The sequence below is a fragment of the Parabacteroides gordonii MS-1 = DSM 23371 genome (assembly GCF_000969825.1).
Lineage (GTDB): Bacteria > Bacteroidota > Bacteroidia > Bacteroidales > Tannerellaceae > Parabacteroides > Parabacteroides gordonii.
The window spans coordinates 3,903,916-3,924,266 of the sequence record NZ_KQ033919.1 but is presented as its reverse complement, the minus strand read 5'-3'; the positions used below and the strand labels follow the sequence as shown (position 1 = coordinate 3,924,266).

General features: G+C 36.0%; 27 protein-coding genes. 4 read left to right on the top strand and 23 right to left on the bottom strand.

Going from position 1 to position 20,351, the window contains the following annotated elements; genetic code table 11:
* Nucleotides 1-89 precede the first annotated feature (89 nt).
* On the top strand, nt 90-1,160 hold the full coding sequence (gene aroC, locus HMPREF1536_RS14870; protein ID WP_028728715.1) for a chorismate synthase: 1,071 nt from the start codon (nt 90-92) through the stop codon (nt 1,158-1,160).
* 102 nt (nt 1,161-1,262) lie between these two features.
* On the opposite strand, the gene rlmH is transcribed toward aroC, so the two are convergent.
* Nucleotides 1,263-1,736: a 23S rRNA (pseudouridine(1915)-N(3))-methyltransferase RlmH gene (gene rlmH / locus HMPREF1536_RS14865; RefSeq protein WP_028728716.1), complete on the bottom strand. Its 474-nt coding sequence runs from the start codon at nt 1,734-1,736 to the stop codon at nt 1,263-1,265.
* 89 nt (nt 1,737-1,825) lie between these two features.
* On the opposite strand from rlmH, the gene HMPREF1536_RS27480 reads away from it, so the two are divergent.
* The 3 genes from HMPREF1536_RS27480 (at nt 1,826) to HMPREF1536_RS14850 (ending at nt 3,389) form a co-directional block, all read left to right on the top strand.
* Entirely contained in the window at nt 1,826-2,197 is a 372-nt protein-coding gene (locus tag HMPREF1536_RS27480) for a DUF4783 domain-containing protein (protein ID WP_028728717.1), read from the top strand.
* A 3-nt stretch (nt 2,198-2,200) separates the two neighbouring features.
* The gene (gene nadC, locus HMPREF1536_RS14855) at nt 2,201-3,040 is read left to right on the top strand and encodes a carboxylating nicotinate-nucleotide diphosphorylase (RefSeq protein ID WP_028728718.1); all 840 of its coding nucleotides are present in this window, start codon (nt 2,201-2,203) and stop codon (nt 3,038-3,040) included.
* Nucleotides 3,041-3,122: 82 nt separating this feature from the next.
* Nucleotides 3,123-3,389, top strand: coding sequence for a DUF6722 family protein (locus HMPREF1536_RS14850; RefSeq protein WP_052349867.1), 267 nt, complete (start codon nt 3,123-3,125; stop codon nt 3,387-3,389).
* A 161-nt stretch (nt 3,390-3,550) separates the two neighbouring features.
* On the opposite strand, the gene HMPREF1536_RS14845 is transcribed toward HMPREF1536_RS14850, so the two are convergent.
* The 22 genes from HMPREF1536_RS14845 to HMPREF1536_RS14740 all read right to left on the bottom strand — a co-directional run bounded on the left by HMPREF1536_RS14845 (nt 3,551) and on the right by HMPREF1536_RS14740 (nt 20,351).
* Nucleotides 3,551-4,126 (bottom strand): acyltransferase, encoded by a 576-nt coding sequence (locus tag HMPREF1536_RS14845; RefSeq protein WP_028728720.1) that lies wholly within the window; start codon nt 4,124-4,126, stop codon nt 3,551-3,553.
* Nucleotides 4,127-4,132: 6 nt separating this feature from the next.
* A complete protein-coding gene (locus HMPREF1536_RS14840; RefSeq protein ID WP_028728721.1) occupies nt 4,133-4,837 on the bottom strand; it encodes an SAM-dependent methyltransferase in 705 nt (234 codons plus the stop codon).
* A 302-nt stretch (nt 4,838-5,139) separates the two neighbouring features.
* Nucleotides 5,140-5,544 carry a hypothetical protein gene (locus HMPREF1536_RS14835; RefSeq protein ID WP_028728722.1) on the bottom strand — a complete coding sequence of 135 codons (405 nt, stop codon included), beginning with the start codon at nt 5,542-5,544 and terminating at the stop codon, nt 5,140-5,142.
* A gap of 11 nt (nt 5,545-5,555) precedes the next feature.
* Nucleotides 5,556-6,455: a ParB N-terminal domain-containing protein gene (locus HMPREF1536_RS14830; RefSeq protein WP_028728723.1), complete on the bottom strand. Its 900-nt coding sequence runs from the start codon at nt 6,453-6,455 to the stop codon at nt 5,556-5,558.
* A 200-nt stretch (nt 6,456-6,655) separates the two neighbouring features.
* The gene (locus HMPREF1536_RS14825) at nt 6,656-6,865 is read right to left on the bottom strand and encodes a hypothetical protein (RefSeq protein WP_028728724.1); all 210 of its coding nucleotides are present in this window, start codon (nt 6,863-6,865) and stop codon (nt 6,656-6,658) included.
* Entirely contained in the window at nt 6,865-8,052 is a 1,188-nt protein-coding gene (locus tag HMPREF1536_RS14820) for a hypothetical protein (protein WP_122146146.1), read from the bottom strand. Before HMPREF1536_RS14820 ends, HMPREF1536_RS14825 begins: the two co-directional genes overlap by 1 nt.
* 2 nt (nt 8,053-8,054) lie before the next feature.
* Nucleotides 8,055-8,255 carry a hypothetical protein gene (locus HMPREF1536_RS14815; RefSeq protein WP_028728726.1) on the bottom strand — a complete coding sequence of 67 codons (201 nt, stop codon included), beginning with the start codon at nt 8,253-8,255 and terminating at the stop codon, nt 8,055-8,057.
* A gap of 3 nt (nt 8,256-8,258) precedes the next feature.
* A complete protein-coding gene (locus HMPREF1536_RS28360) occupies nt 8,259-10,502 on the bottom strand; it encodes a tail fiber domain-containing protein (protein ID WP_147337512.1) in 2,244 nt (747 codons plus the stop codon).
* A gap of 2 nt (nt 10,503-10,504) precedes the next feature.
* A complete protein-coding gene (locus HMPREF1536_RS14805) occupies nt 10,505-12,556 on the bottom strand; it encodes a hypothetical protein (protein WP_028728727.1) in 2,052 nt (683 codons plus the stop codon).
* Nucleotides 12,557-12,559: 3 nt separating this feature from the next.
* Nucleotides 12,560-14,374 carry a hypothetical protein gene (locus HMPREF1536_RS14800; RefSeq protein ID WP_028728728.1) on the bottom strand — a complete coding sequence of 605 codons (1,815 nt, stop codon included), beginning with the start codon at nt 14,372-14,374 and terminating at the stop codon, nt 12,560-12,562.
* Between the two features lie 2 nt (nt 14,375-14,376).
* Entirely contained in the window at nt 14,377-14,622 is a 246-nt protein-coding gene (locus HMPREF1536_RS14795; RefSeq protein WP_044192809.1) for a hypothetical protein, read from the bottom strand.
* A gap of 71 nt (nt 14,623-14,693) precedes the next feature.
* Nucleotides 14,694-14,996 carry a hypothetical protein gene (locus HMPREF1536_RS14790; protein WP_028728730.1) on the bottom strand — a complete coding sequence of 101 codons (303 nt, stop codon included), beginning with the start codon at nt 14,994-14,996 and terminating at the stop codon, nt 14,694-14,696.
* A gap of 66 nt (nt 14,997-15,062) precedes the next feature.
* A complete protein-coding gene (locus tag HMPREF1536_RS14785; protein ID WP_028728731.1) occupies nt 15,063-15,542 on the bottom strand; it encodes a phage tail tube protein in 480 nt (159 codons plus the stop codon).
* Nucleotides 15,543-15,549: 7 nt separating this feature from the next.
* On the bottom strand, nt 15,550-15,927 hold the full coding sequence (gp17, locus tag HMPREF1536_RS14780; RefSeq protein ID WP_028728732.1) for a tail completion protein gp17: 378 nt from the start codon (nt 15,925-15,927) through the stop codon (nt 15,550-15,552).
* Nucleotides 15,905-16,351 (bottom strand): hypothetical protein, encoded by a 447-nt coding sequence (locus HMPREF1536_RS14775; protein WP_028728733.1) that lies wholly within the window; start codon nt 16,349-16,351, stop codon nt 15,905-15,907. Before HMPREF1536_RS14775 ends, gp17 begins: the two co-directional genes overlap by 23 nt.
* Nucleotides 16,344-16,655, bottom strand: a complete 312-nt coding sequence (locus tag HMPREF1536_RS14770; RefSeq protein WP_028728734.1) for a phage head closure protein — start codon at nt 16,653-16,655, stop codon at nt 16,344-16,346. The genes HMPREF1536_RS14775 and HMPREF1536_RS14770 overlap by 8 nt, the downstream gene beginning before the upstream one ends.
* Entirely contained in the window at nt 16,655-16,951 is a 297-nt protein-coding gene (locus tag HMPREF1536_RS14765; protein WP_028728735.1) for a head-tail connector protein, read from the bottom strand. The genes HMPREF1536_RS14770 and HMPREF1536_RS14765 overlap by 1 nt, the downstream gene beginning before the upstream one ends.
* Nucleotides 16,952-16,968: 17 nt before the next feature.
* Nucleotides 16,969-18,147 (bottom strand): phage major capsid protein, encoded by a 1,179-nt coding sequence (locus HMPREF1536_RS14760; RefSeq protein ID WP_028728736.1) that lies wholly within the window; start codon nt 18,145-18,147, stop codon nt 16,969-16,971.
* On the bottom strand, nt 18,147-18,701 hold the full coding sequence (locus HMPREF1536_RS14755) for an HK97 family phage prohead protease (protein ID WP_028728737.1): 555 nt from the start codon (nt 18,699-18,701) through the stop codon (nt 18,147-18,149). Before HMPREF1536_RS14755 ends, HMPREF1536_RS14760 begins: the two co-directional genes overlap by 1 nt.
* Nucleotides 18,701-18,907 (bottom strand): hypothetical protein, encoded by a 207-nt coding sequence (locus tag HMPREF1536_RS14750; RefSeq protein WP_028728738.1) that lies wholly within the window; start codon nt 18,905-18,907, stop codon nt 18,701-18,703. The genes HMPREF1536_RS14755 and HMPREF1536_RS14750 overlap by 1 nt, the downstream gene beginning before the upstream one ends.
* A gap of 2 nt (nt 18,908-18,909) precedes the next feature.
* On the bottom strand, nt 18,910-19,632 hold the full coding sequence (locus HMPREF1536_RS14745; protein ID WP_028728739.1) for a hypothetical protein: 723 nt from the start codon (nt 19,630-19,632) through the stop codon (nt 18,910-18,912).
* Nucleotides 19,629-20,351, bottom strand: coding sequence for a hypothetical protein (locus tag HMPREF1536_RS14740; RefSeq protein WP_147337511.1), 723 nt, complete (start codon nt 20,349-20,351; stop codon nt 19,629-19,631). The genes HMPREF1536_RS14745 and HMPREF1536_RS14740 overlap by 4 nt, the downstream gene beginning before the upstream one ends.

Genomic DNA, 20,351 nt, shown 5'->3' with positions numbered 1-20,351 from the left:
ATGGGGAATGAAGAATTAAAAGAGATTCTGCATTCCTCATTTTCATTTCCAGACTCATTCTTAATTCTCCACTTTTTCATTTATCAAGTATGAATACATTCGGAAATATATACAGATTAACCTCATTCGGCGAATCACACGGCCCGGGTATCGGAGGTGTTATCGATGGATGTCCGGCGGGCATCGAACTGGACACAGAGTTTATCCAGCAAGAATTGAACCGACGTAAACCGGGACAATCAAAAATCACGACACCCCGTAAGGAAGACGATGAAGTACAGTTCCTTTCCGGTATCTACGAAGGAAAGACTACAGGTACACCGATCGGATTCATTATCTGGAACAAGAACCAACATTCGTCGGATTACGACAATATGAAGACGGTTTACCGCCCTTCACATGCAGATTATACTTACCAGACGAAGTATGGCATCCGCGATCCTCGTGGCGGTGGACGTTCTTCTGCCCGCGAAACGATAGCCAGATGCGTTGCCGGTGCAATTGCAAAACTGGCATTGCGCCAGAAAGGAATCAATATACAGGCATTCACCTCTCAGGTCGGCCCTATCAAGCTGGAAGGCAGTTATAAAGAATATGATCTCAACCTGACAGAAGAAAATGCAGTAAGATGTCCTGATCCGGCTAAGGCTGCCGAAATGGAAACATTGATTGCCGAAGTGAAATCAAAAGGCGATACGATCGGTGGAGTGATCACTTGTGTGGTAAAAGGCACGCCTGTCGGTCTGGGAGAACCGGTATTCGGTAAACTACATGCAGCTTTAGGTCATGCCATGCTGACGATCAATGCAGTAAAAGGGTTTGAATACGGCGATGGATTCGATGCTGCCTTGTATCGTGGTTCCGAACGCAACGACCGTTTCTTCAATGACAACGGACATATCAATACACGTACCAACAACTCAGGCGGTATTCAGGGAGGAATTTCCAACGGACAGGATATCTATTTCCGTGTTGCCTTCAAATCTGTGGCTACGATCCTGATGGAACAGGAAACCATCGATATGGATGGAGAAGGTACCATCTTGAAAGCTCGCGGACGCCATGACCCGTGCGTACTTCCCCGGGCTGTGCCTATTGTCGAGTCAATGGCAGCAATGACGTTACTGGATTATTTATTGATACAGAAGACAAGAGAGTAATAATGTGACAATTATACAATGTGCCGATATGCCAATTAAGAGAATGCTAATTCTATTCTTTAACTGGCATATCGGCACATTTCTTACCTTAACACATTACTTTTATTCGTGATGATAAGGTTCATTATTCAATATGGTCATCGCCCGATAGATCTGTTCCACGAAGATCAGGCGGATCATCTGGTGCGAGAAAGTCATCTTACTTAATGAGATCTTTTCGGAAGCGGCCTTGTAAACAGTTTCACTAAATCCGTATGGCCCACCCACAACAAAGACCAGCCGCTTCGGAACTGTATGCATCTTCTTTTCTATATAGGCAGAGAACTGTACAGATGTGAAATCCTTTCCTTTTTCATCCAATAATACTAAATAGTCTCCAGCCTGTAAAGTCTTCAATATCAACTCACCTTCTTTTTCTTTCTGTTGGGTTTCCGATAAGTTCTTTACGTTCTTTATATCCGGAATCACTTCCATTTCAAACGGGATGTAATGGACTAAACGGTTCTTATATTCATTGATTGCCTCTACAAAATAACCGGCATCCGTTTTGCCTATTACGACCAGTGCTATTTTCATTCGTTTACATTTTAAGTGTTGAAGGCGCTAATTTACAGGAAAAATACATACCTTTGCCTCAGAAAACTCATAAAAAGAGGAGATAGCTTATGAAACGATTATTACTTACATTGGCATTGATACTCTCATTTTTGAGCGTCATGGCAGCCGATATTACTCCTATATCAAATGCCTTCAAAGGAGGAAATGCCTCTTCACTAACAGGAGCAATGGATCAGGAAGTAGATATGGCCATACCCGGCTCATCTAAGAAGTGCAACGGAAGCGAGGCCGTAAAGATGCTGTCTACCTTCTTCGGAAGCAATAAACCCACAGGCTTTTCAGTAGTACATCACGCGGATAAAAAGGACGCAGGTTTCTTTGTTGGAAAACTTCCGACAGCTTCAGGCGAATACCGTGTAAACATCACTTATCGTGCCGATGGGGATAAAGCGATTATACAATCAATCAGAATAGAATAACAAATGGATCAGTTAATCGACGACTTAATTAAATTATCGTTTGCCGAAGATATTGGCGACGGCGATCATACAACATTATGCTGCATTCCCGATACTGCTATGGGAAAAAGCCAGCTTATCATTAAAGAAGATGGCGTACTGGCCGGCGTTGAAATGGCTAAACGTATCTTCCACGACTTCGACCCGGAACTGAAAATGACAATCTTCATCAATGACGGTGCAGAGGTTAAGAAAGGCGACATCGCTTTCACCGTAGAAGGTAAAGTGCAGTCATTATTACAGACAGAACGCCTGATGTTGAACGTGATGCAGCGTATGAGCGGTATTGCAACGACAACCCGCAAATATGTCAAGGCACTGGAAGGTACTAAAACCCGTGTGCTGGATACCCGCAAAACAACTCCGGGTATGCGTATGATGGAAAAGGATGCCGTAAAGATCGGTGGTGGCGTTAATCACCGCATCGGATTGTTCGATATGATCCTGCTGAAAGATAATCACGTAGACTTTGCCGGTGGTATCGAACAAGCAATTACCCGTGCACAGAACTACCTGAAAGAAAAAGGTAAGAACCTGAAGATCGAAATCGAAGTACGCAACTTCGACGAACTGCAACAGGCCATGAACGTGGGCGGCATCGACCGCATCATGCTGGATAACTTCAATATCGAAGACACAAAGAAGGCTGTCGAAATGATTGGCGGACGCTTCGAAACCGAATCATCCGGCGGTATCACTTTCGATACATTACGCGATTATGCTGAATGCGGCGTAGACTTTATCTCTGTCGGAGCACTGACCCACTCGGTCAAGAGCCTCGATATGAGTTTGAAGGCTTGCTAAGAAATATTTATAAGGCGGATAGTTGACTATCCGCCTTTCTTTTTATATATTTGCCACAGTATTAACAAAACAACTATAAACTATGAAAAATGCTACGACAATCCGTAGGCCTAAAAAGCCCGATAAACTAAAGTTTCTCACCCGAATAAGTAAGAAAACACAAAAGGCTGTTTATCTGGAAGCCAGCAAATACATTAGCGATCTTACCAAGTTGATATTCGGCGGCATCATTTTAACGAACATATTAAACTTTAATATTGATAAAGTGATTATCTTTGTAGTAGGAACAATCGCAATTATAGGTTTTGTCATCCTGAGTTTATTATTATTTTTAAAAGGAAAGGAGTAAATTATGGGATTTCTTTATTTATGCATAACATGTATTGTTATATCTGCAGTTTTCTTTATTTGGCTTATGACTCCAAGTGGCCAAAGATGGTTAAATGAGAAATAACGACTTACATTAACTAAAATATACCAAAGGCGGAGTCACTTCCGCCTTTTCTATTTTTATCCGATACGGGTTACCTCATTATCCTTCAACTGATACCTCTCCCCGCTTTCCGGGCAAACCGCACAGCCCTTCCCGTCAAAATACAGCCGATGACCATACTCGCTCACCCAACCGATCTGTTTGGAAGGATTGCCAACCACCAGCGCATAAGGCGGAATCTCTTTAGTGACAACCGCACCGGCACCAATCAAGGCATACGCACCGATATTATGTCCGCAAACGATCGTCGCATTTGCACCGATCGTAGCCCCTTTGCCTACATGCGTTTTCATATATTCGTCTTTACGGCAAACGGCACTGCGCGGGTTGATCACATTTGTAAATACACAGCTAGGCCCCAAGAAAACATCCTCTTCACAAGTCACGCCGGTATAGACAGAGACGTTGTTCTGCACCTTTACGTTATTACCCAGCACCACTTCAGGCGATATTACGACGTTCTGCCCGATATTACATCGTTCACCAATCGTACAACCAGTCATAATATGGGAGAAATGCCAGATGCGGGTATCATCGCCAATTGTACAACCGGGGTCGATAACTGCTGTTTCGTGTGCCTGATAAGTTGCCATAACAGATTATTTATAGATTAAGAAAATAGTCGGTTTCTTGCTCAGGTCGGGCACTTTCCCTGCCCAATCCTTTACCGGACGGGTATGGATATATTCATCTTCGCAGGTGATATCCGACGCAATACATAACTTGGTAGAAGGGCGGCAGGTACGGATCAGCTCCTCAGCCAGCTTATTGTTGCGATAAGGCGTTTCGATAAAAAGCTGCGTCTGGTTCTCCGCATAGATACGCCCTTCCAGCTTCTTGATCGCATTGGTACGTTCCGACGCATCGATAGGCAGATAGCCATGAAAGGCAAAACTCTGTCCGTTGAAGCCGGAAGCCATCACCGACATCAGTATGGACGACGGCCCTACCAGCGGCACAACCGGATAATTCTTCCGCTGTGCTATAGCCACCACATCCGCCCCCGGATCGGCAACCGCCGGACATCCCGCTTCGGAGATAACACCTACATGCTCTCCCTTAGCCAACGGAGCCAGATAACCGGCCACATCCTCCGCAGAGGTATGTTTGTTGAGTTCATAAAAAGTCAGGTCGTCGATCACGATAGACGGCTCCGTCTTTTTCAGGAAACGGCGGGCGGTACGTATATTTTCTACAATAAAATGTTTAATCTGAAGAATGATCTCACGATTATATTCAGGAAGAACCCGACGATGTTCAGTCTCCCCCAAAGTAACCGGTATAAGGAAAAGCGATGCTTGCATACTGTTAGTTTTCTGCAAAGTTAGTATTTTTGCAATCTATATTGAATATCAGGAACTTATAAAATTGGTTATTTACTACCGTTCTTTTACAAGCCATTCCGACACCGCGAATATAATAAATATTGTACATTGTACGAGTATATCTATCAATTAAAATTTTAGACTTTAGAAAGTAACCAGCCGTGGAAAGTTGGGAGGAGTGTGGTTACTTTCCATTTCCCTCTAAAATATTACCCCATACCCCTAAAAAGAAGAAAGCCCAGCTACCACTAGGATAACTGGACTTAAGAATTAAATAGAACTTATTTATTTAAGAATCGTTCTATAGTACCATCTTTCTGCTGTTTCAGTATTCTTTTAGACATCTTATCTGGATCTAACTTAGTATAGGCTATAAACAAATCTTCTAATAGGTCTGTATTATGAATCCATACTTTATATAAGTCTTTCATTTTATCGTCTATTGCTAGCTCTTTATCTTCTAATTGGCAATATAAAGCAGCATTAGATATAAAAATGATCTCTTGTACATCTTCTACACTAGTTATATTTCTACTGGTAAATTCATCTCCTAATGTGTCTTTACTAATAATAAAGCCAAAGTGCTCTAATACACTCTTTTTATCCAAAGCATAAAATTCTTCTAAAGAATTTACTTGTATATCACCCAGTTTAAAAGATAATTTAAAATTGTTAGGTATCTGCATAATATTGATTATTAATGTAATTCTATAACTTCATCGAATAGATCACTAAAATTATCAGCCTTGCATTCTTCCATCAATTTCTTTGCCTTTTCACCAGTCATAGATTCTTTTACACATTCTAAGATCTTATCTACTGAATATTCCTGTAGAACCCAGTTAATGATCCAATCAATAAAGAATCTACTAGATAAGAAAGTATGTGTAAAACCAACTTCTATTCCTGTCTGTATTATCTTCTCTGCTCTATCTACTTTGATAGATTCAGGCAATTTCTTATTTGGATTATTTGCCATCCTATAAAGATAGTCCTTATTAATGGCTGAACTCAAAGTGAGATACTTAGATAATACAGATAGTCCATAACCATTATTGGGAAGATTATCAGATTGTTCACCTTTTTTAGTCCTCTTGTGTCTTAGCTGCATATACTGATCTATAAATGCTAATCCTTTATCTTCTGATCTTAATTTAGCCAATACAGAAATATAATTATCATTTTTCCAATTAATAGCAGTAGTATTAATTTCCATTATTAAAGTAGATACGGCAACTTCTCTATTAAGCGGATACATCAGCCAAATATCATAATACTTATCTTTCTTATTCAGTTCTTTAATAGCTGTATATCTATGCTGTCCATCTAAGATTACTAAATAGTTCTCTGCATTATCAGCATCTATTACATCAGTAGGGTTGTTGGCATCATAAACAGTAATACCTTTTTCTATAACATCTTTAGCATCTACTACGGTTATAGGTGCTAATAAGCCAAATTCTTCAATAGACTTCTTTTTAGAATTAACTATACTTCTATTGATCTGTCTATTTACATTGGTAAAAGCCAATATCTTTCCACTACCTTCTAATGTGAATAACTTTTCTTCTTTCTTCTCTAACTTTTGATCTGTCATAACAATTGTATTTAATGATTAAACTGGTGGCAATGTATGGATAATAAAATGTGAATTTAATGCAGTTAAATATCTTTACTATAGTGATTTCTTAATATATGTTTAATTTAACAAGTAGACTAATTTGCCCCACACCCAATAAACCAATAAAAAAAAGAAAAAGCCCACTGCATTTATTAACACAGCGGGATTTAAAATATCTATAATTTATCTACAATCTTCTTCTTATATGTGTAATCTACTCCAAATAAAGCTCCAGCAAATGCGCTGATTTCTCCAAAGGCTGTTAGTATACTACTATGTATAATTCCCATTGGAACAACACAGAAGCCAGCTATAAGTAATCCTATACCCAATGCTACTAATACACAGGCCACTACTAATTGTACTATCAAATGTTTACTATTCATTATATACTATCTGATTTCACGTAAAATGCAGCCTGTTCGTTACTTACACTCACATATACACCATTAAACAAATATTTGAAATTAACATTACCTCTCATCGTGACACCATCAGGATTAGTATTAGACGTATTATTATAATTCCATCTTATCACAATTTGTGCTGTTCCATTAGGTGGAATGCTAATACTACTACTTATAATAGAGCCAGATGTATTATAAAATGCAACTGGGGACTTTTGAAACGCTGCACCCCACCAGTTTGAAGAATTTCCTAATAAATTGGTTAAAGGAACTTGATACGTTCCACTTGTCTTATTTGTCATTGTGCATAATAAATAAACATCACCTGCAATATTCAATTGTAATGCATTATTTGATGAAGCATAATTACTAACAGAACTATAACTATTTAATGTTTTACCGATTGAATCAATTCTTATTGTAAACATAGAATCTTCTTTAACCGTAAAACCTATACTTGTTTTATTTGTTGAATCAGAATACATACAGTACTGAATATCTTGTATTATCCAGCTTGTTTTCTGTGCAAAATAATCACCACAGATGAAAAACCTAGCTGTCATTTTTTGCCCTATCATATTAGAGCTAAAAGAAGATAGATTTACTGAAATTTTAGGGTAATTTCTGATAGTACTTGCTGAACAGGCATATACAGTATATCCATTATAATCAATACGTACAGCAACATAACAATCACCTAGCTTCTTACCACCTAAACTAATATCATCTAAACTTAAATTACTACTATCTGCATTAGTAATAATATTAGGGTAAAAGTCCCAAGTTGAATTAGAACCACGATTGACAGTTATATCATCAATTAAATTAGTTGAAACTAAAGGTTTGGCATTATGGTTATACCCTCTAAAATCCCCCAATCTAAAAGGTGCTCCACTTCCGCCACCTGGCTTTTGTCTTGTCCACGTAGATGTATCAATTATATTAAAGTTAGAACCTAACGAAGGTATTTCAATCCCGCATTTTCCGTCTGTTGCTTTATACCAATTAGGGTTATCATCTGTTGTATTTGAATGCCAGATAACAGGTTTATGCTTTGACCACATATTCACATTATCGCATATACATAAAGTTCCTAAGTCCATACTAGGATAACCTAAACAGTTCCTTACATCCATTATGCTTATATTGTTATTTGGTAATATCATAGTTACTCAATTTTAGTTTTATAACATACTATATCTTCTGTTGCTTCTATAGTGCCATCTACTAGCAAATTACCATCTAAAGAGATACTACCAGATAACTTATCTTCCAATGGTTTATAAACTACCTTTTCCTTATAAATAATCTTTTCTACTGTAATATTAGCCTTAAATACTTTGGCTAGCCACTTTATTAGTTTCTTCATCCTTTAAATGGTTTTAGTTTCTAGTTCAACCAATCTACTTTCTAATTCTTCTATCTTTACCTGTTGATTCTTAATGATTTGATAAAGCTCTTTACTACCTTGTATTGCTACAGTTGCTCCTAGTCCTGCATAATCAACCCCTAAAATCTTATCTGTATCTTCATTAGCGACAACACTAACGAACTCAGGAAAATATTGTTGAACATCTTGCGCTGACACACCGATTCTTGCTAAATTAAATTCATCATCCTTCATCGTAAAATGGAATACATCTAAATTGTCTATTATATCTAATACACCTGTTACGTTATCACCTCTATTCTTCAATCTAATATCAGATGTGTTAGCGTAAGCCCCAGCTCCACAACACGCGTTTGTTGAAGTACCGTGCTTTGTTATCTTAAAACGATAGTAAGGTGAAGATTGTGCTGAACCAGTACCACTTGAATTGTTACAGTTAAATAGCATATCACCGTTTGCAACTTGTGAACCACCTAAGTCGATTTGCCATTTATAACCCTGACCTGATAAAGCTCTATTATACATATTAATTGAAGCTGATTGCCACGTTGAATTATAACCATTTAACACCATTCCCGCCATCCCGCTATTCTGAATAGTAATACCGTTTGATATAGTTCCACCATTAAAAGTTGGGCCAGCAGGGCCTTGTGCTCCTTGTGCACCTGTTGCCCCACGTGCGCCAGTGTCACCTTTATCACCCTTATCTCCTTTGTCACCCTTCGCACCTGTCGCACCTTTAATGTTGACAGATGTAGGTGTAGATTCAGATGTGCTATTACTCCAGCTAAGTACACCTGTACTTGATACTGTTGGCCGCCAGTACTTAAATGGTGCAGAAGATGCACCTGTACTATAAGCTACAATATCACCTGTAGCAGTAATATTACCGCCATCAAACTCAACTCTATTACTATAATTATTTCGTGCCTGTATTATAAATTTCTTACTACTTTGAATAACACCGCTTGTATCAGATGTATTTGTAGTAGCAAATTGTGCCCAATCTCCAGCATTATTCGCTACTGTTAAATGTGAATAATTACCAGATTTGATACTTAGATCACCTGTTAACGTACCCCCAGATAAAGGTAAATAAGAATGCGTATGGTTGCTAAGTGAAATAGCAGTACCATTAACAGTCGGTGTCTTTGAGAATGCAGCACTTTGTGTAACCTTTAAATCTTCCTGAATAGTAACATAATTACCATTACTTGCATTACCAATTGTTTTATTTCCAGAAGAAGTTGCTTGCGTATTCCAATCGGTCAATGAATGAGTATGACCTGTTGATAAAACTGATATTAAACCTTCACCATCAACATTAATACCTGATCCAATTTTTACTACTCCTTTATTAGAAGTAGAAGCCTCCAATACTAAAATAGTCCCGTCATTTTTGTAACCTATATTTGAGCCAATCTTAACCAATCCTAGTTTAGCTTCTGTGGCAATATCATAAGAAGGAATAGTCGGTTTATTAGTTAGGTCATTATAATTACCAGAAGTTGCTACCGTTGCAAAGTTAGGCTTATTCTCTATAATACTCCAATCAACTTCTGTAATACCACCGCCAGCATTAGCATCCAGTGTACCATCTTCCCTGATAGAAAGGTTATTACCAACTTTAACACAACCTAAAGCATTAGTAGAAGCTATAGGAAAAGATTCAGTATAATCACCAGTTGTATAAGCTACAACATCTGCCTGTCCTATTATTGACTTCGTAAATGTTTTCTTTCCTGTTATTGTTTGGTCTGTATCTAACGTCACCCCTGTAAAATCTGTAATATCTAACATCTTATGTGTATGATCTTCTGGCTTAAATGTTGTTGGTTTTTCTGTTACCTGTTCCCAAGTAGAAGGAAATATAGATGGTTTATCTGTAAGATCATTCCAACTACTTACACCACCACCAGCATTAGCATTTACCGTACCATCTTCTGTAATGGTCAAATTCTCACCTATTTTAATACAGCCTAAAGCATCAGTAGAAGCAATAGGTAGCTTAAAATCTCCTGCTTCTGGATTGGTCTGATAAGCTACTATATCACCTGTTGCACCTACAGAACCGTCTATGATCTGGCTGATTTGTCCTTTTAGCTTTACAAAGTTAGATGTATCTATATTAGTTCCACCACCATTTAAAGAGTAAGAACTACCTGTATTATATCTGGTGTACTTACTTCTGGGTGTAGCTGGTATTCTATTACTAATTATATCCATAGTTAATTTAGTTCTATCATATTGCATTCTATACTATTATCTTCGTAATTAATAGTTCCACCAGTAAACAGGAACTTTTTACCAGATAGATAGCTATCTGTGATAATGGAATAAGGGAATATGATTGGTTTTACAATTTGGGTTAGTTTGATCTTTGGCTGTTGATACTGGTTAATGATTCTCTGTATTAATAACTTCTCTGGTTTATCACTACTATTATAAATGGTATTAGCCAGCTTATCCAGTATAGAACTGCCTGTTATAGCTTTACTAAATGATAATTCACTATCATTCTTAGAGGTAATCTTAAACTCTATATCATCCAAAGCGTTAATATAGTCCCCATTTACTACATTCTCATACTTGGTATCTTCTTTATCATTATCCTTTGCAACGGTTGAATAATTGATCTTTTGGCTATCAATTGTTATATCTTTTAGAAAGAAATAAGTAACTGCTGTTTCAAATTTGGGATTGTAAAGAACTAATTCCAAATCACCTACTATTGTTCTATCGAAGTTAATTATTGTTCCTTCCAAGTCGTTTACCCCTTGCGTAAAGTCATTTGTATTCCTTGCATTAAACCATTCACCAACTACATTCTTTCTTGTTATATCAGTATATAGCTTAAATGAGTTATTAGAGTTTGTTGTCCAAGTTGTTCCGTTATACCAATAATCTCCACACCTTAGACGTGCTAATACATATACACCATCTAAATCAAAATTATCTGTACCACCAACTTTATAATTAAAATCTCCAATAATACCATTTAAATCATCAGCTAAAGGATAGATCTGGAAATTGATAGCCAACTTAATTGAAGGATCAAACACTAGTGTAGACGAAGGTGTCTTAGTTTTAATGACTGGATATTTAGCCAATATAGTTGAATCTGATTGTCTACATAAGTATTTATCATAACCGACTGTTTCATAGTCATCTTCATATTGCTTTATTTCAATCATTTTATCCCAATTCAATTTATTTGGCATATTATCAATTTCATAATTCGATTGTTGTACAGCTATTGAACCAGCTAATTGTTTACCAACATTGTTAAACATACTATCAGATGTTGATTCATAACTATTTGATGAAGTATTATATTTGAATGTTGAGAAATTAAATGCGGTTGAATCATAATATTCTTTTTGATACCTTTTTCCTCCTTCATCTAATACAGAATGGTGTAATTTTGTATCATTAGCAAATTCCAGTTCTGGATATAGCTGATCTTTATCTGCTTCATAATCACTATCTATGATAACAACTTTATTATATCCACCTAAGATAGATAATAAGTTACTGCTTCCTTTAGATGGTATTGCTTGTAAGTTAATGGTAGAAGATAATATAACAGATGTATTAGTAAGCATATTAGTGTATGCTGTTTTACCTGCCTTTATGTAGTCTACATCTATGAAATAGACACAACCGTCATATTCCGTTACAGTCCAGTTGAGAAACTTACATACTTCTTCCAGACATTCTTTTAAAGTCATAGCTTTACCATCTTCATCAATGAAGTTAGCAGTACTAACAGTAATCCCATCTAAAGAAGAAGTATAGGTCTTGGGAATATAAACGGCTCTAAAATCTCCTTTGCTTTCAGTAATACATTTCCTAATCAATCCAAGTAAAGAGATAGTAGATCCTTCCTGTTTATAGTCTATATATTCTAAAGTAGATAAGGCTGATATACATTCTATTTCCAATTCAAACAGGCTGTTATCATAATCCTGTGAATATAGTTCTGGCGTTATAAAGCCTGTCCAGATAACAGAACTGCCTTTAATCAGATTTACTTTGAACTTCTGGTATTGTGTACTAAACAATCTTTGTAGGTAATCACTTCCAACCAGCTTTAATGTAGCACCGCTGAATCTGGTTGGAGTATATAAAAAATCTTCATCGTTTACATCTACTATAAATGGTGGCGTACCACCTGTAAGTTCTACAGGTAATCCAGTTCCACCATCTTCCAGTATTTGTACAGTTAAGGCTTCACCATCTACATTAGTAAACGGCACTGTATATATTAGGTTATACATTGATTATTTGTATTTATTTGTCTTACTTGCTTGTGCATTCAAAACACCTACTAGTTCTTTACCTTTGAGTTTAAATTCAACTGTTCCACCATTTAAAGAAGAAACTCCACCTTTGCCATCTAAGAGATTAAACAGGTTCTTCTGTTGTCTGTTGTTCAGAATCATTTCACCGCTATTTACTCTGGCTATCATATTATCCCCTATAAAAGAATTGCCACTAAATATACCACCACCAGCAAACTTAGGAATCGAAGCCATTGCAGCAATAACAGAAGCACCAGCAGCTAAAGCCATAATCCAACCAACAAAAGGTATAGAAGCTACAGACGACATAGCACCAGTAACGGCAGCTTCACTATTGGCTGTAGCTTCTGCTTTCTTTGTTACGGTTAATGTAGCAATAGCAGGTATAGCAGCAGCTATAGCAGTGAGTATATTAGCTCCCCAACTAATCCAAGCAGCAGCACCTTCATTTGTCAGATTGGTTATTGATCCCATTATAGAACCAATAGCATTTAAAGAATCAGCATAGCTATAATTTGATTCTATTATACTGTTGTCGATAGGCTTAATATCCAATGCACCACTTTTAATATCCTCCTTAACATTCTTCCCCTTTACCGATAGTGTTGGGATCTTCTGTTTATTAACTAGTTCCTTTAAATCACTGGCTTCGCCATATTTTACTTCTACATTTAGATGTGCTTTCTGTTGGCTGATCTCCTTTACCATCTTATCAGCAGCTAATCTGGCTTCTAAAGTAGTTGCTTCATTAAATTTCTTTCGCCATTCAGCCAATTTCTTATCCAGTTCTGCTAATGAACCTTCTGGTATTATTTCTTTCGCCTTAGTAGTCTTTCCAGAATTATTAACCGTTCTGCCTGTTTCATCCGTTCTCTTTTGTAGACTATATATCTCACGCTCCATAGCATACTGTTCTTTCAGCACATTCAATGTAGCTACTCTTTTGTCGTCTACTTCTTCCAGCAAGACAGATTGTGTCCTTATAAACTCATTCTGTTTATCATACTGCTGTAATGCTTCCTTTCCTTCCTTACTAAGAGTAGATATAGTAGTAGCACCAAAAGAAGAAGGAACTGTAGTAGTTGTAGTATATTTACGTTCTAACGCTGCTCTCTCTTTCTTATACTTATCTATTTCAGACAATACACTACCATCTGATTTATTTGTATGCTTAAAGAAGTAATCCAATGTTTCTCTATCTACATCAACTCCATAATTAGCTTTATATGTTTTAGATAGTCCTTCTTCACTGGACTTTATATAATCAGCAGTTTCTTTAGACAGGTGCTTTACAGCCATTGCCATCTTTTCAGCAGCTATTTTTCTTTCATCCAGACTTTTATTAGTGTCTTTGGCTACAGTCTCGTATTGCTCGATCTCTTTTAAATCCTCTGCTTTAATATATGACAGGGATAACTTTTTATCTGCCAGTTCATCCATTAAAGCAGATAATTCTTTCAGGTTTGTAAAGGCTGCAATAATACCATTACTAAATACGCTCCAGTCACCAGTAGTTAATGATCTAAAGAAAGCATCTACTGAATCTCTGGCTGCATTCATATTGTTATCGAACATATCGCTGGTAGTCTGATTGCTGCGCATCATCTTATTGAGTGCTTCACCTGCACTAATTGCTAATCCAATACCACCTGCAAACTTAGTAAAAGCACCAATAGCACCACTGGAAAATCCTTGTATCTTCTGCTGGAATCCCTGTATTTGCTTACTGGATTTACCTATATTCTGATCGAACTGCTGTGTATTAAGTATTAGCCTTGTAATTAAATCAGCCATTATTATAATAGTGTTAAGGTTTGATTTGCTTTATCTTTTAATCGCTGTACATCTTCATTAGTAATAATAGTTTCTTTACTAACATCTTCTGGCTTATCCCAAGTAAAAGTAAGTATATCGGTTGGTTTCAGTTTCTTTGTATTATTAACCTGTGCAGTAACATAACCGATAAATCTAGCCTGTTCCCAACCTGCCTTATTTTTATTTTCCAGACCATTTAAACAGGCTTCTATTTCATACCATTGCATACGATCCAGAAAGTAATCTGGCTGGATTCCACATTCTACTACTATGATACTATACAGGTCAGTTATGGCTATTACTTTTTTTTTGCTGTATCTTCTTCTTTAAATGGTTCCAGTTGTCCTTGCTTCTGAAATTCAGTAGTAAGATAATTCTGAATATCAATTACCAAAGCAGGTTTAGAATCACATTCATCTATAAAATCATCAAATAGTAAACTACATTCTGGATTATTAGCCAGTATCATAGAATAGTAGAATATATACCAGTCCATCAAATTCTCCAGATTGAATATTTTACCGGTCAACTTCTCAAATACAAACATTGCTCTAATGCTGTACTTCACTTTATATGTGTTGTCTTTAATTGTTATTTCCATAGTCTATATATAAGTAAAGCCCTTACACCCCTATAGCAGAGATATAAAGGCTTTAGAAATTAAAAATTAAGCAGATACTTTCGCTAGTGCTCCCACACCTTCAAAAGAAGCTGTAAATGTTGCGTTATCTCCATTAGGTGCATTTAGTTCCAGACTGGTAATAACTACCTTTCCTTTATATTGTCCAGTAGTTACAGGTGTCCATCCTCCTGTTGGTACTTCATCCGCTTTACTAGCGTAATCTTTTTCCAGACTGAATACTACATCTATTTCCTTTCTTCCTGTCATTAGATCAAACAGATCATCATAAGTAGAACCTTCTCCATCTAAAGAGAATAAGTTATCTGTACTCATATTCCAGCTTAGTTTACGTACTGCCTTAGATACCCATTTACCACCAGTATCTTTAGAACTTGTTTCTACTGTTTCTGCAGAAAGAGAAAGTTTATGGCTAGTGGCAAAAGCTATAGATTTATAAGTCACAGAAGCATCGCTGCCAGTACCTAAAAATAGCATTAGGTCACTACCATTAATTGGATTTCCCATAGTTATATTATTTGTTTATAGTTAAATTAAAACTTAATGTTTGTACATAAGCATCGTCTATAAAATCTTCATCTGCTGATTCCAGTTTAATGCTTTGTATATCCTTTGTCCTTTTATCTTCTAATATATCTCTTACAATCTCTGCTATTTCTATCCCTTGTGCATAGTCATTAGAAACACAGATAATATCTATTATTACATTGTCTTTTAAATGGAAGTCCTTTGTATAGTCTGGAATAATATTACTTCTTTTATAGACTATAAAAGGGTAAGTTGTTTCTTTCTCTACTATGATAGGATAGATTTTATTTTCTACTAAAGTTGTTAATCTAGCATCACCATTTAAAAGAGAATAGATTTCTTTACCTACCTCTAAACTTTTCATTTACTTTCTGTATTGATTGAGTAATTATATTATTCATACTGCTAGATATTTCGGTTTCTTTTGCTTCTCTAGCTCTCTTAAAAAAGTAGCTGGCTGTTATTTTTCCTGTAGTAGCTCTTACTGTACGCTTATAACGTACTTTAGTCCCAAGCTCAAAGAATTTTAGTCTAAAGTCTCCCAGTATATGTACTTTACCTTCTGTAACTTCCTTATTGATACTGGACTTAATACCAGATGAAAAAGTTTTACCATTCCATCTATTACGGCTGTTTGGCTTTTTTACTACAGTTCTAAAGTTCTTTCTAACTTCTTTAAGCAGTATGCCTGTTGCTTTCTTTAATGCATCCCTATGTACTTTCTTCTGGCGTTTGGAATCCAGTTCAGCAAACATTTGAAGGACTTGCTTTGCATCTACATTACTCATTTATCAGTTCTCCTATAATAGTAGTAGATTGCCTATCCTCATTAATAGACAGGATTCTATACAGTCTCTTATTATATAGCACTCTCATAGATTCATCTATCTTATGATAGCTTCTAACAGTGAATATTACTGTATAGGTATTAATGATTTCCTGATTCTCTATAGCCCTGTTACCTGTATTATACTTTACGTTACCTCTGGTTATAATATAGTTTTCCCAATATGTAACTTCCTGTCCATACTCATTTTTCGTAATAGTAGCACGTTTGAAAGTAACAGGTTCTGTTAATAGTCCTGCTCTCATTACTTGTAGTTTTTATATAGTGATATAAGGTAATCGAAAGTATAGGGTACTTTATTTACAGAAGTATAGGCTACAGGTTCTCTATTAGCATATAAGTTACCAACCAATAAAAGAATAGCAGCTTTTACAGCAGGTGGTAATTCTCCACCTACTGTAATGCTGGCTAGCTGAACATTTAAGTTTATAGCTACAGCATCTTCTGCTACATCAATTAAAGCTAGTATATACTCATCATCCTGATTAAATGAATAATCAATAAGTAAATGCTTCTTTGCTTCACATAGTGTTATATACATAGCTTATATAGTTAAGTTTACGCTTTCAGAACTTTAGTAACGAATGCTTCCTCTCTACGTGGTTTAGCATCAAAGTAAGCATTGATAACCAATCTTACTTTACCTTTAGCAGCCTGTGTATATGGATCTACAGTTAAGTCGATACCTCCCCACTGACCAATTACGTAATCAGAGAAATTACCCATTACTACACCTTTACCAGCTACAGCAGAAGTACAAAGAACTGGATAACCATTTACTTCGTTTCCTTCCATCAAATACTTACCTGTATCAGTTCCTTTATCTGTAGTTTTAAGATCTGCTTTAGCAGATGGAGATACGATATATTTAATATCACCTCTTACATTTGCATCTTCTAGTTCAGCTTCCATAGCTACAATATCCTTATAAGTGATAGCAGCAGTATCAGCAGTTACGCCATTTAGTAAACCTTTAGGTTCATTAGCCGATCCTACACCAGTACCTAAAATAGTTGCTTCCAGTTTATTAGAAATAGCTGCTACAATATCACGTTTCAACATTTCTTCAGCAGAATTAGAATCCTGAATAAGGAACTGTTTTGATACGTCAATATAAGCGGTCAATCTTTTAGGTTCTAGATTTACTTCACTAAATGTACCTGCACCTTCTGTAGCTTCTGTTACTTCACCAGCCCAAGTAACATTAGAACCTGAATAAACAGGAATAGATACATTACCAATTAAGCCAGTCATATAAGAAGCACCAGCTTGTACCAGTACTAAATTTGCTCTTAATGGCTCTAGGATTCCTAATTTATCTTCTGCTACATTTTCCAGTCCAGCAGTAGCTACTGTAGCCTGAATGTCTGCTCTTTCTTCGATAGGTAGTACAATTTGTCCGCTGTAAGACTGTCCTGCTTTGCGCATTTCTGCAACACCTGTAGATACAACTTCCTGTGCTCTCTCGTCTAGTTGTCTGTTGTTGGCTACATCATTAATAGCCTTTAACAATGAAAATTTTTCCATAGTTTTAGTTTGTGGTTTATAGTTACGTTTTGTTTCTTCTTCTATTTGTCTGATCTGGCTTTCTAAATCTGCAATCTCTTTCTTAATGGAAATAAGTTCACTTTCTTCTCCTTCATTCAGCTTTCTTAATTCCTTTTCAGCACCAGCAATTAACGCTTCTGCTTTTTTTCTTAGTTGTTCTTTTTGGTCTATTAAAGTCAATGTGTCCATTATAATCCTTTTCTAAGGTTTTGGTAATAGTCCTTTAATTCTTCTGAATCCAGTTCTTGCATCTTTCTACAAGCTACAGAAGTATCTGGATATGCTTCTTTATACACAGGGGAAACATCAAATAGTTCTTTAAACTTAGTGATCCGTCTTAGATACTTACCGTCTGTTCTCTTTTCCCATTTATCACCTTCAATAGTAAAGGCAAATGAAGAAGTAGTAATATCACCTCTTTTAAGTCCTTCCAGTAGTTCATCCCCAAGTGCTGTATTGGGTGCTTCAAATCTATATTTTAAACCAGTACCATCTACAGATAAAGTAAGTGAGCCTTTGCCGTATTTTGATCTGGCTAATACTCCTCTTTCTTCATTATGATTAAGCAGACAAAGAATATCAGATTTATCTAATATACCTTCTAATGCTTCAGGTTCTATAATCTCTGTAAATCCACCTAGATCCCTAGATTCTTTATTGAATACTAAAGCATAGCCTTCAACTTGTCTGGATTCTGGTGTAGTGGTTCTTATTTCATAGTTACAGTTTCGTAGTTCTTTCATTATTTATTTTCTTCTGCTTCCTGCTCTATCCTTATCTGTTCAGCTTCTGAATCTGTAATTTCTTTCCAATTAGCAGGACTATCATTTACTGCTAGAAAGATCTTTTTTGAAAGTATTCTTTCTGCTATGGAAACATCTGCTGATTGTGTTAATGTATGTCCTTCTGTTGGTTCTAGTATTAATACTGTATAATTGCTTTGTATCATAGTTAAGTTATTGTATATCCTTTAGCTGTTATTGCCGCTATATCCGAATCAGTAAGTTTAGCTTTAGTTGTAGCATATAAAGCAATAGATAAATTCCCTTTAGGGTGTGTAGTTCTATCTACACTATGATCTAGTAAAGTATATATAAGGCTATCATAGCTCCAAGAAGCCATTGAAAGTAAACCAGAGTAACTTTTAACATTTGCTTTTCCTAGATTATTTAGAAAATAATCAACATCATAATTGCCATTACTACTATTACTGCCAGCATAGTAACCATCTAAAATACTATCTAAATCTAAGTATAATTTGAAATTTGGATTAATATCAGAAAATAGATAATTTATAGAAGTTACATTAGGCGTTTTTAATCTTACCGTACCTAACTTCTTAGCAGACATAAAATTTTGCATCTTAGTTGCTTTTGATAAATCTAATGTGATATTACCGGTGATATTACTACAATCATTAAATATTTTATCCAAGTTACTTAGATTTTCGACATAAGTGATTACTTCATTAGGAATTGTTGCCCACGTGCTATTACCAAACTTTGTACCATCTGGTATATTAAATGAACTACCGTCAGATTCTATATTAGCTATCTTATTTGGATAGCTAGCGAATGTATCTGAATCAGCAATAACAACACCTTTATCTAATATAGCTTGCCTAATAGCAGCTTTAGTGTTGATTATTGTTTGTAATTTATCAGCCGTACTCATACAATTTCACCATTTATAGAATCTAAAATTGTATCTATATTTCCTAACTTACTTCCTATTTCTTCTTTGGTATATACATCAGCAGAGTTAGCTTTACTTTCTATTTCTTTTTTAGTCGCCAAACCATCTAAAGATAAAATATCAGCCTTTGTAGCCAGACCTTCTGTTAATTCTGTTTTAGTAGCCAGTCCAGTAATATCAGGAATTTTAGTCGTATCAGGAAGTGCGCCAACTTCGTTAGCTGTATATGTAGGCTTATTTGGCTGTTTAGCCCAATCAGGAACTGTAGGATCTGTTTCTGTAGTCAAATAGGCTTTACCTTCTATTTCTTCTTTAGTGTAATAAGCAGTCAGATCGACACTACCAGAATCGGTTATTTTATTGTCAACTTCTAGCTTAGTATAAGTATCTGATTTATCGGCTTTACCAAGTAAAGAAGAAGATAGATCTGTTTTACTAGCCAGATTAGAAGTATCTGGAATATCAGATTTATCGGCTTTATCTAGTTTCAATGATTCTATATCTGTCTTTACTTGGGTATCATTGTAAGGTACAGGAATAGATTCTTTTATAGAAGATAATTCATTTTGTAAATCTTTCTGCTGTGTAATATCACCAGTAATAGCTCCCCATATTGTATTAGAACCACCTCCAGATCCAACTACTATATTAGCCCTTTTCAATTCTAAATCATATACTTTTTTTCTAGCTTTATCCAT

What these genes read in the sequence shown, in the direction of transcription:
- aroC (WP_028728715.1), top strand. Translation starts at nt 90, where the DNA reads ATGAATACATTCGGAAATATATACAGATTAACCTCATTCGGCGAATCA.
- rlmH (WP_028728716.1), bottom strand. Translation starts at nt 1,736, where the DNA reads ATGAAAATAGCACTGGTCGTAATAGGCAAAACGGATGCCGGTTATTTT.
- HMPREF1536_RS27480 (WP_028728717.1), top strand. Translation starts at nt 1,826, where the DNA reads ATGAAACGATTATTACTTACATTGGCATTGATACTCTCATTTTTGAGC.
- nadC (WP_028728718.1), top strand. Translation starts at nt 2,201, where the DNA reads ATGGATCAGTTAATCGACGACTTAATTAAATTATCGTTTGCCGAAGAT.
- HMPREF1536_RS14850 (WP_052349867.1), top strand. Translation starts at nt 3,123, where the DNA reads ATGAAAAATGCTACGACAATCCGTAGGCCTAAAAAGCCCGATAAACTA.
- HMPREF1536_RS14845 (WP_028728720.1), bottom strand. Translation starts at nt 4,126, where the DNA reads ATGGCAACTTATCAGGCACACGAAACAGCAGTTATCGACCCCGGTTGT.
- HMPREF1536_RS14840 (WP_028728721.1), bottom strand. Translation starts at nt 4,837, where the DNA reads ATGCAAGCATCGCTTTTCCTTATACCGGTTACTTTGGGGGAGACTGAA.
- HMPREF1536_RS14835 (WP_028728722.1), bottom strand. Translation starts at nt 5,544, where the DNA reads ATGCAGATACCTAACAATTTTAAATTATCTTTTAAACTGGGTGATATA.
- HMPREF1536_RS14830 (WP_028728723.1), bottom strand. Translation starts at nt 6,455, where the DNA reads ATGACAGATCAAAAGTTAGAGAAGAAAGAAGAAAAGTTATTCACATTA.
- HMPREF1536_RS14825 (WP_028728724.1), bottom strand. Translation starts at nt 6,865, where the DNA reads ATGAATAGTAAACATTTGATAGTACAATTAGTAGTGGCCTGTGTATTA.
- HMPREF1536_RS14820 (WP_122146146.1), bottom strand. Translation starts at nt 8,052, where the DNA reads ATGATATTACCAAATAACAATATAAGCATAATGGATGTAAGGAACTGT.
- HMPREF1536_RS14815 (WP_028728726.1), bottom strand. Translation starts at nt 8,255, where the DNA reads ATGAAGAAACTAATAAAGTGGCTAGCCAAAGTATTTAAGGCTAATATT.
- HMPREF1536_RS28360 (WP_147337512.1), bottom strand. Translation starts at nt 10,502, where the DNA reads ATGGATATAATTAGTAATAGAATACCAGCTACACCCAGAAGTAAGTAC.
- HMPREF1536_RS14805 (WP_028728727.1), bottom strand. Translation starts at nt 12,556, where the DNA reads ATGTATAACCTAATATATACAGTGCCGTTTACTAATGTAGATGGTGAA.
- HMPREF1536_RS14800 (WP_028728728.1), bottom strand. Translation starts at nt 14,374, where the DNA reads ATGGCTGATTTAATTACAAGGCTAATACTTAATACACAGCAGTTCGAT.
- HMPREF1536_RS14795 (WP_044192809.1), bottom strand. Translation starts at nt 14,622, where the DNA reads ATGCAATGGTATGAAATAGAAGCCTGTTTAAATGGTCTGGAAAATAAA.
- HMPREF1536_RS14790 (WP_028728730.1), bottom strand. Translation starts at nt 14,996, where the DNA reads ATGGAAATAACAATTAAAGACAACACATATAAAGTGAAGTACAGCATT.
- HMPREF1536_RS14785 (WP_028728731.1), bottom strand. Translation starts at nt 15,542, where the DNA reads ATGGGAAATCCAATTAATGGTAGTGACCTAATGCTATTTTTAGGTACT.
- gp17 (WP_028728732.1), bottom strand. Translation starts at nt 15,927, where the DNA reads ATGAAAAGTTTAGAGGTAGGTAAAGAAATCTATTCTCTTTTAAATGGT.
- HMPREF1536_RS14775 (WP_028728733.1), bottom strand. Translation starts at nt 16,351, where the DNA reads ATGAGTAATGTAGATGCAAAGCAAGTCCTTCAAATGTTTGCTGAACTG.
- HMPREF1536_RS14770 (WP_028728734.1), bottom strand. Translation starts at nt 16,655, where the DNA reads ATGAGAGCAGGACTATTAACAGAACCTGTTACTTTCAAACGTGCTACT.
- HMPREF1536_RS14765 (WP_028728735.1), bottom strand. Translation starts at nt 16,951, where the DNA reads ATGTATATAACACTATGTGAAGCAAAGAAGCATTTACTTATTGATTAT.
- HMPREF1536_RS14760 (WP_028728736.1), bottom strand. Translation starts at nt 18,147, where the DNA reads ATGGACACATTGACTTTAATAGACCAAAAAGAACAACTAAGAAAAAAA.
- HMPREF1536_RS14755 (WP_028728737.1), bottom strand. Translation starts at nt 18,701, where the DNA reads ATGAAAGAACTACGAAACTGTAACTATGAAATAAGAACCACTACACCA.
- HMPREF1536_RS14750 (WP_028728738.1), bottom strand. Translation starts at nt 18,907, where the DNA reads ATGATACAAAGCAATTATACAGTATTAATACTAGAACCAACAGAAGGA.
- HMPREF1536_RS14745 (WP_028728739.1), bottom strand. Translation starts at nt 19,632, where the DNA reads ATGAGTACGGCTGATAAATTACAAACAATAATCAACACTAAAGCTGCT.
- HMPREF1536_RS14740 (WP_147337511.1), bottom strand. Translation starts at nt 20,351, where the DNA reads ATGGATAAAGCTAGAAAAAAAGTATATGATTTAGAATTGAAAAGGGCT.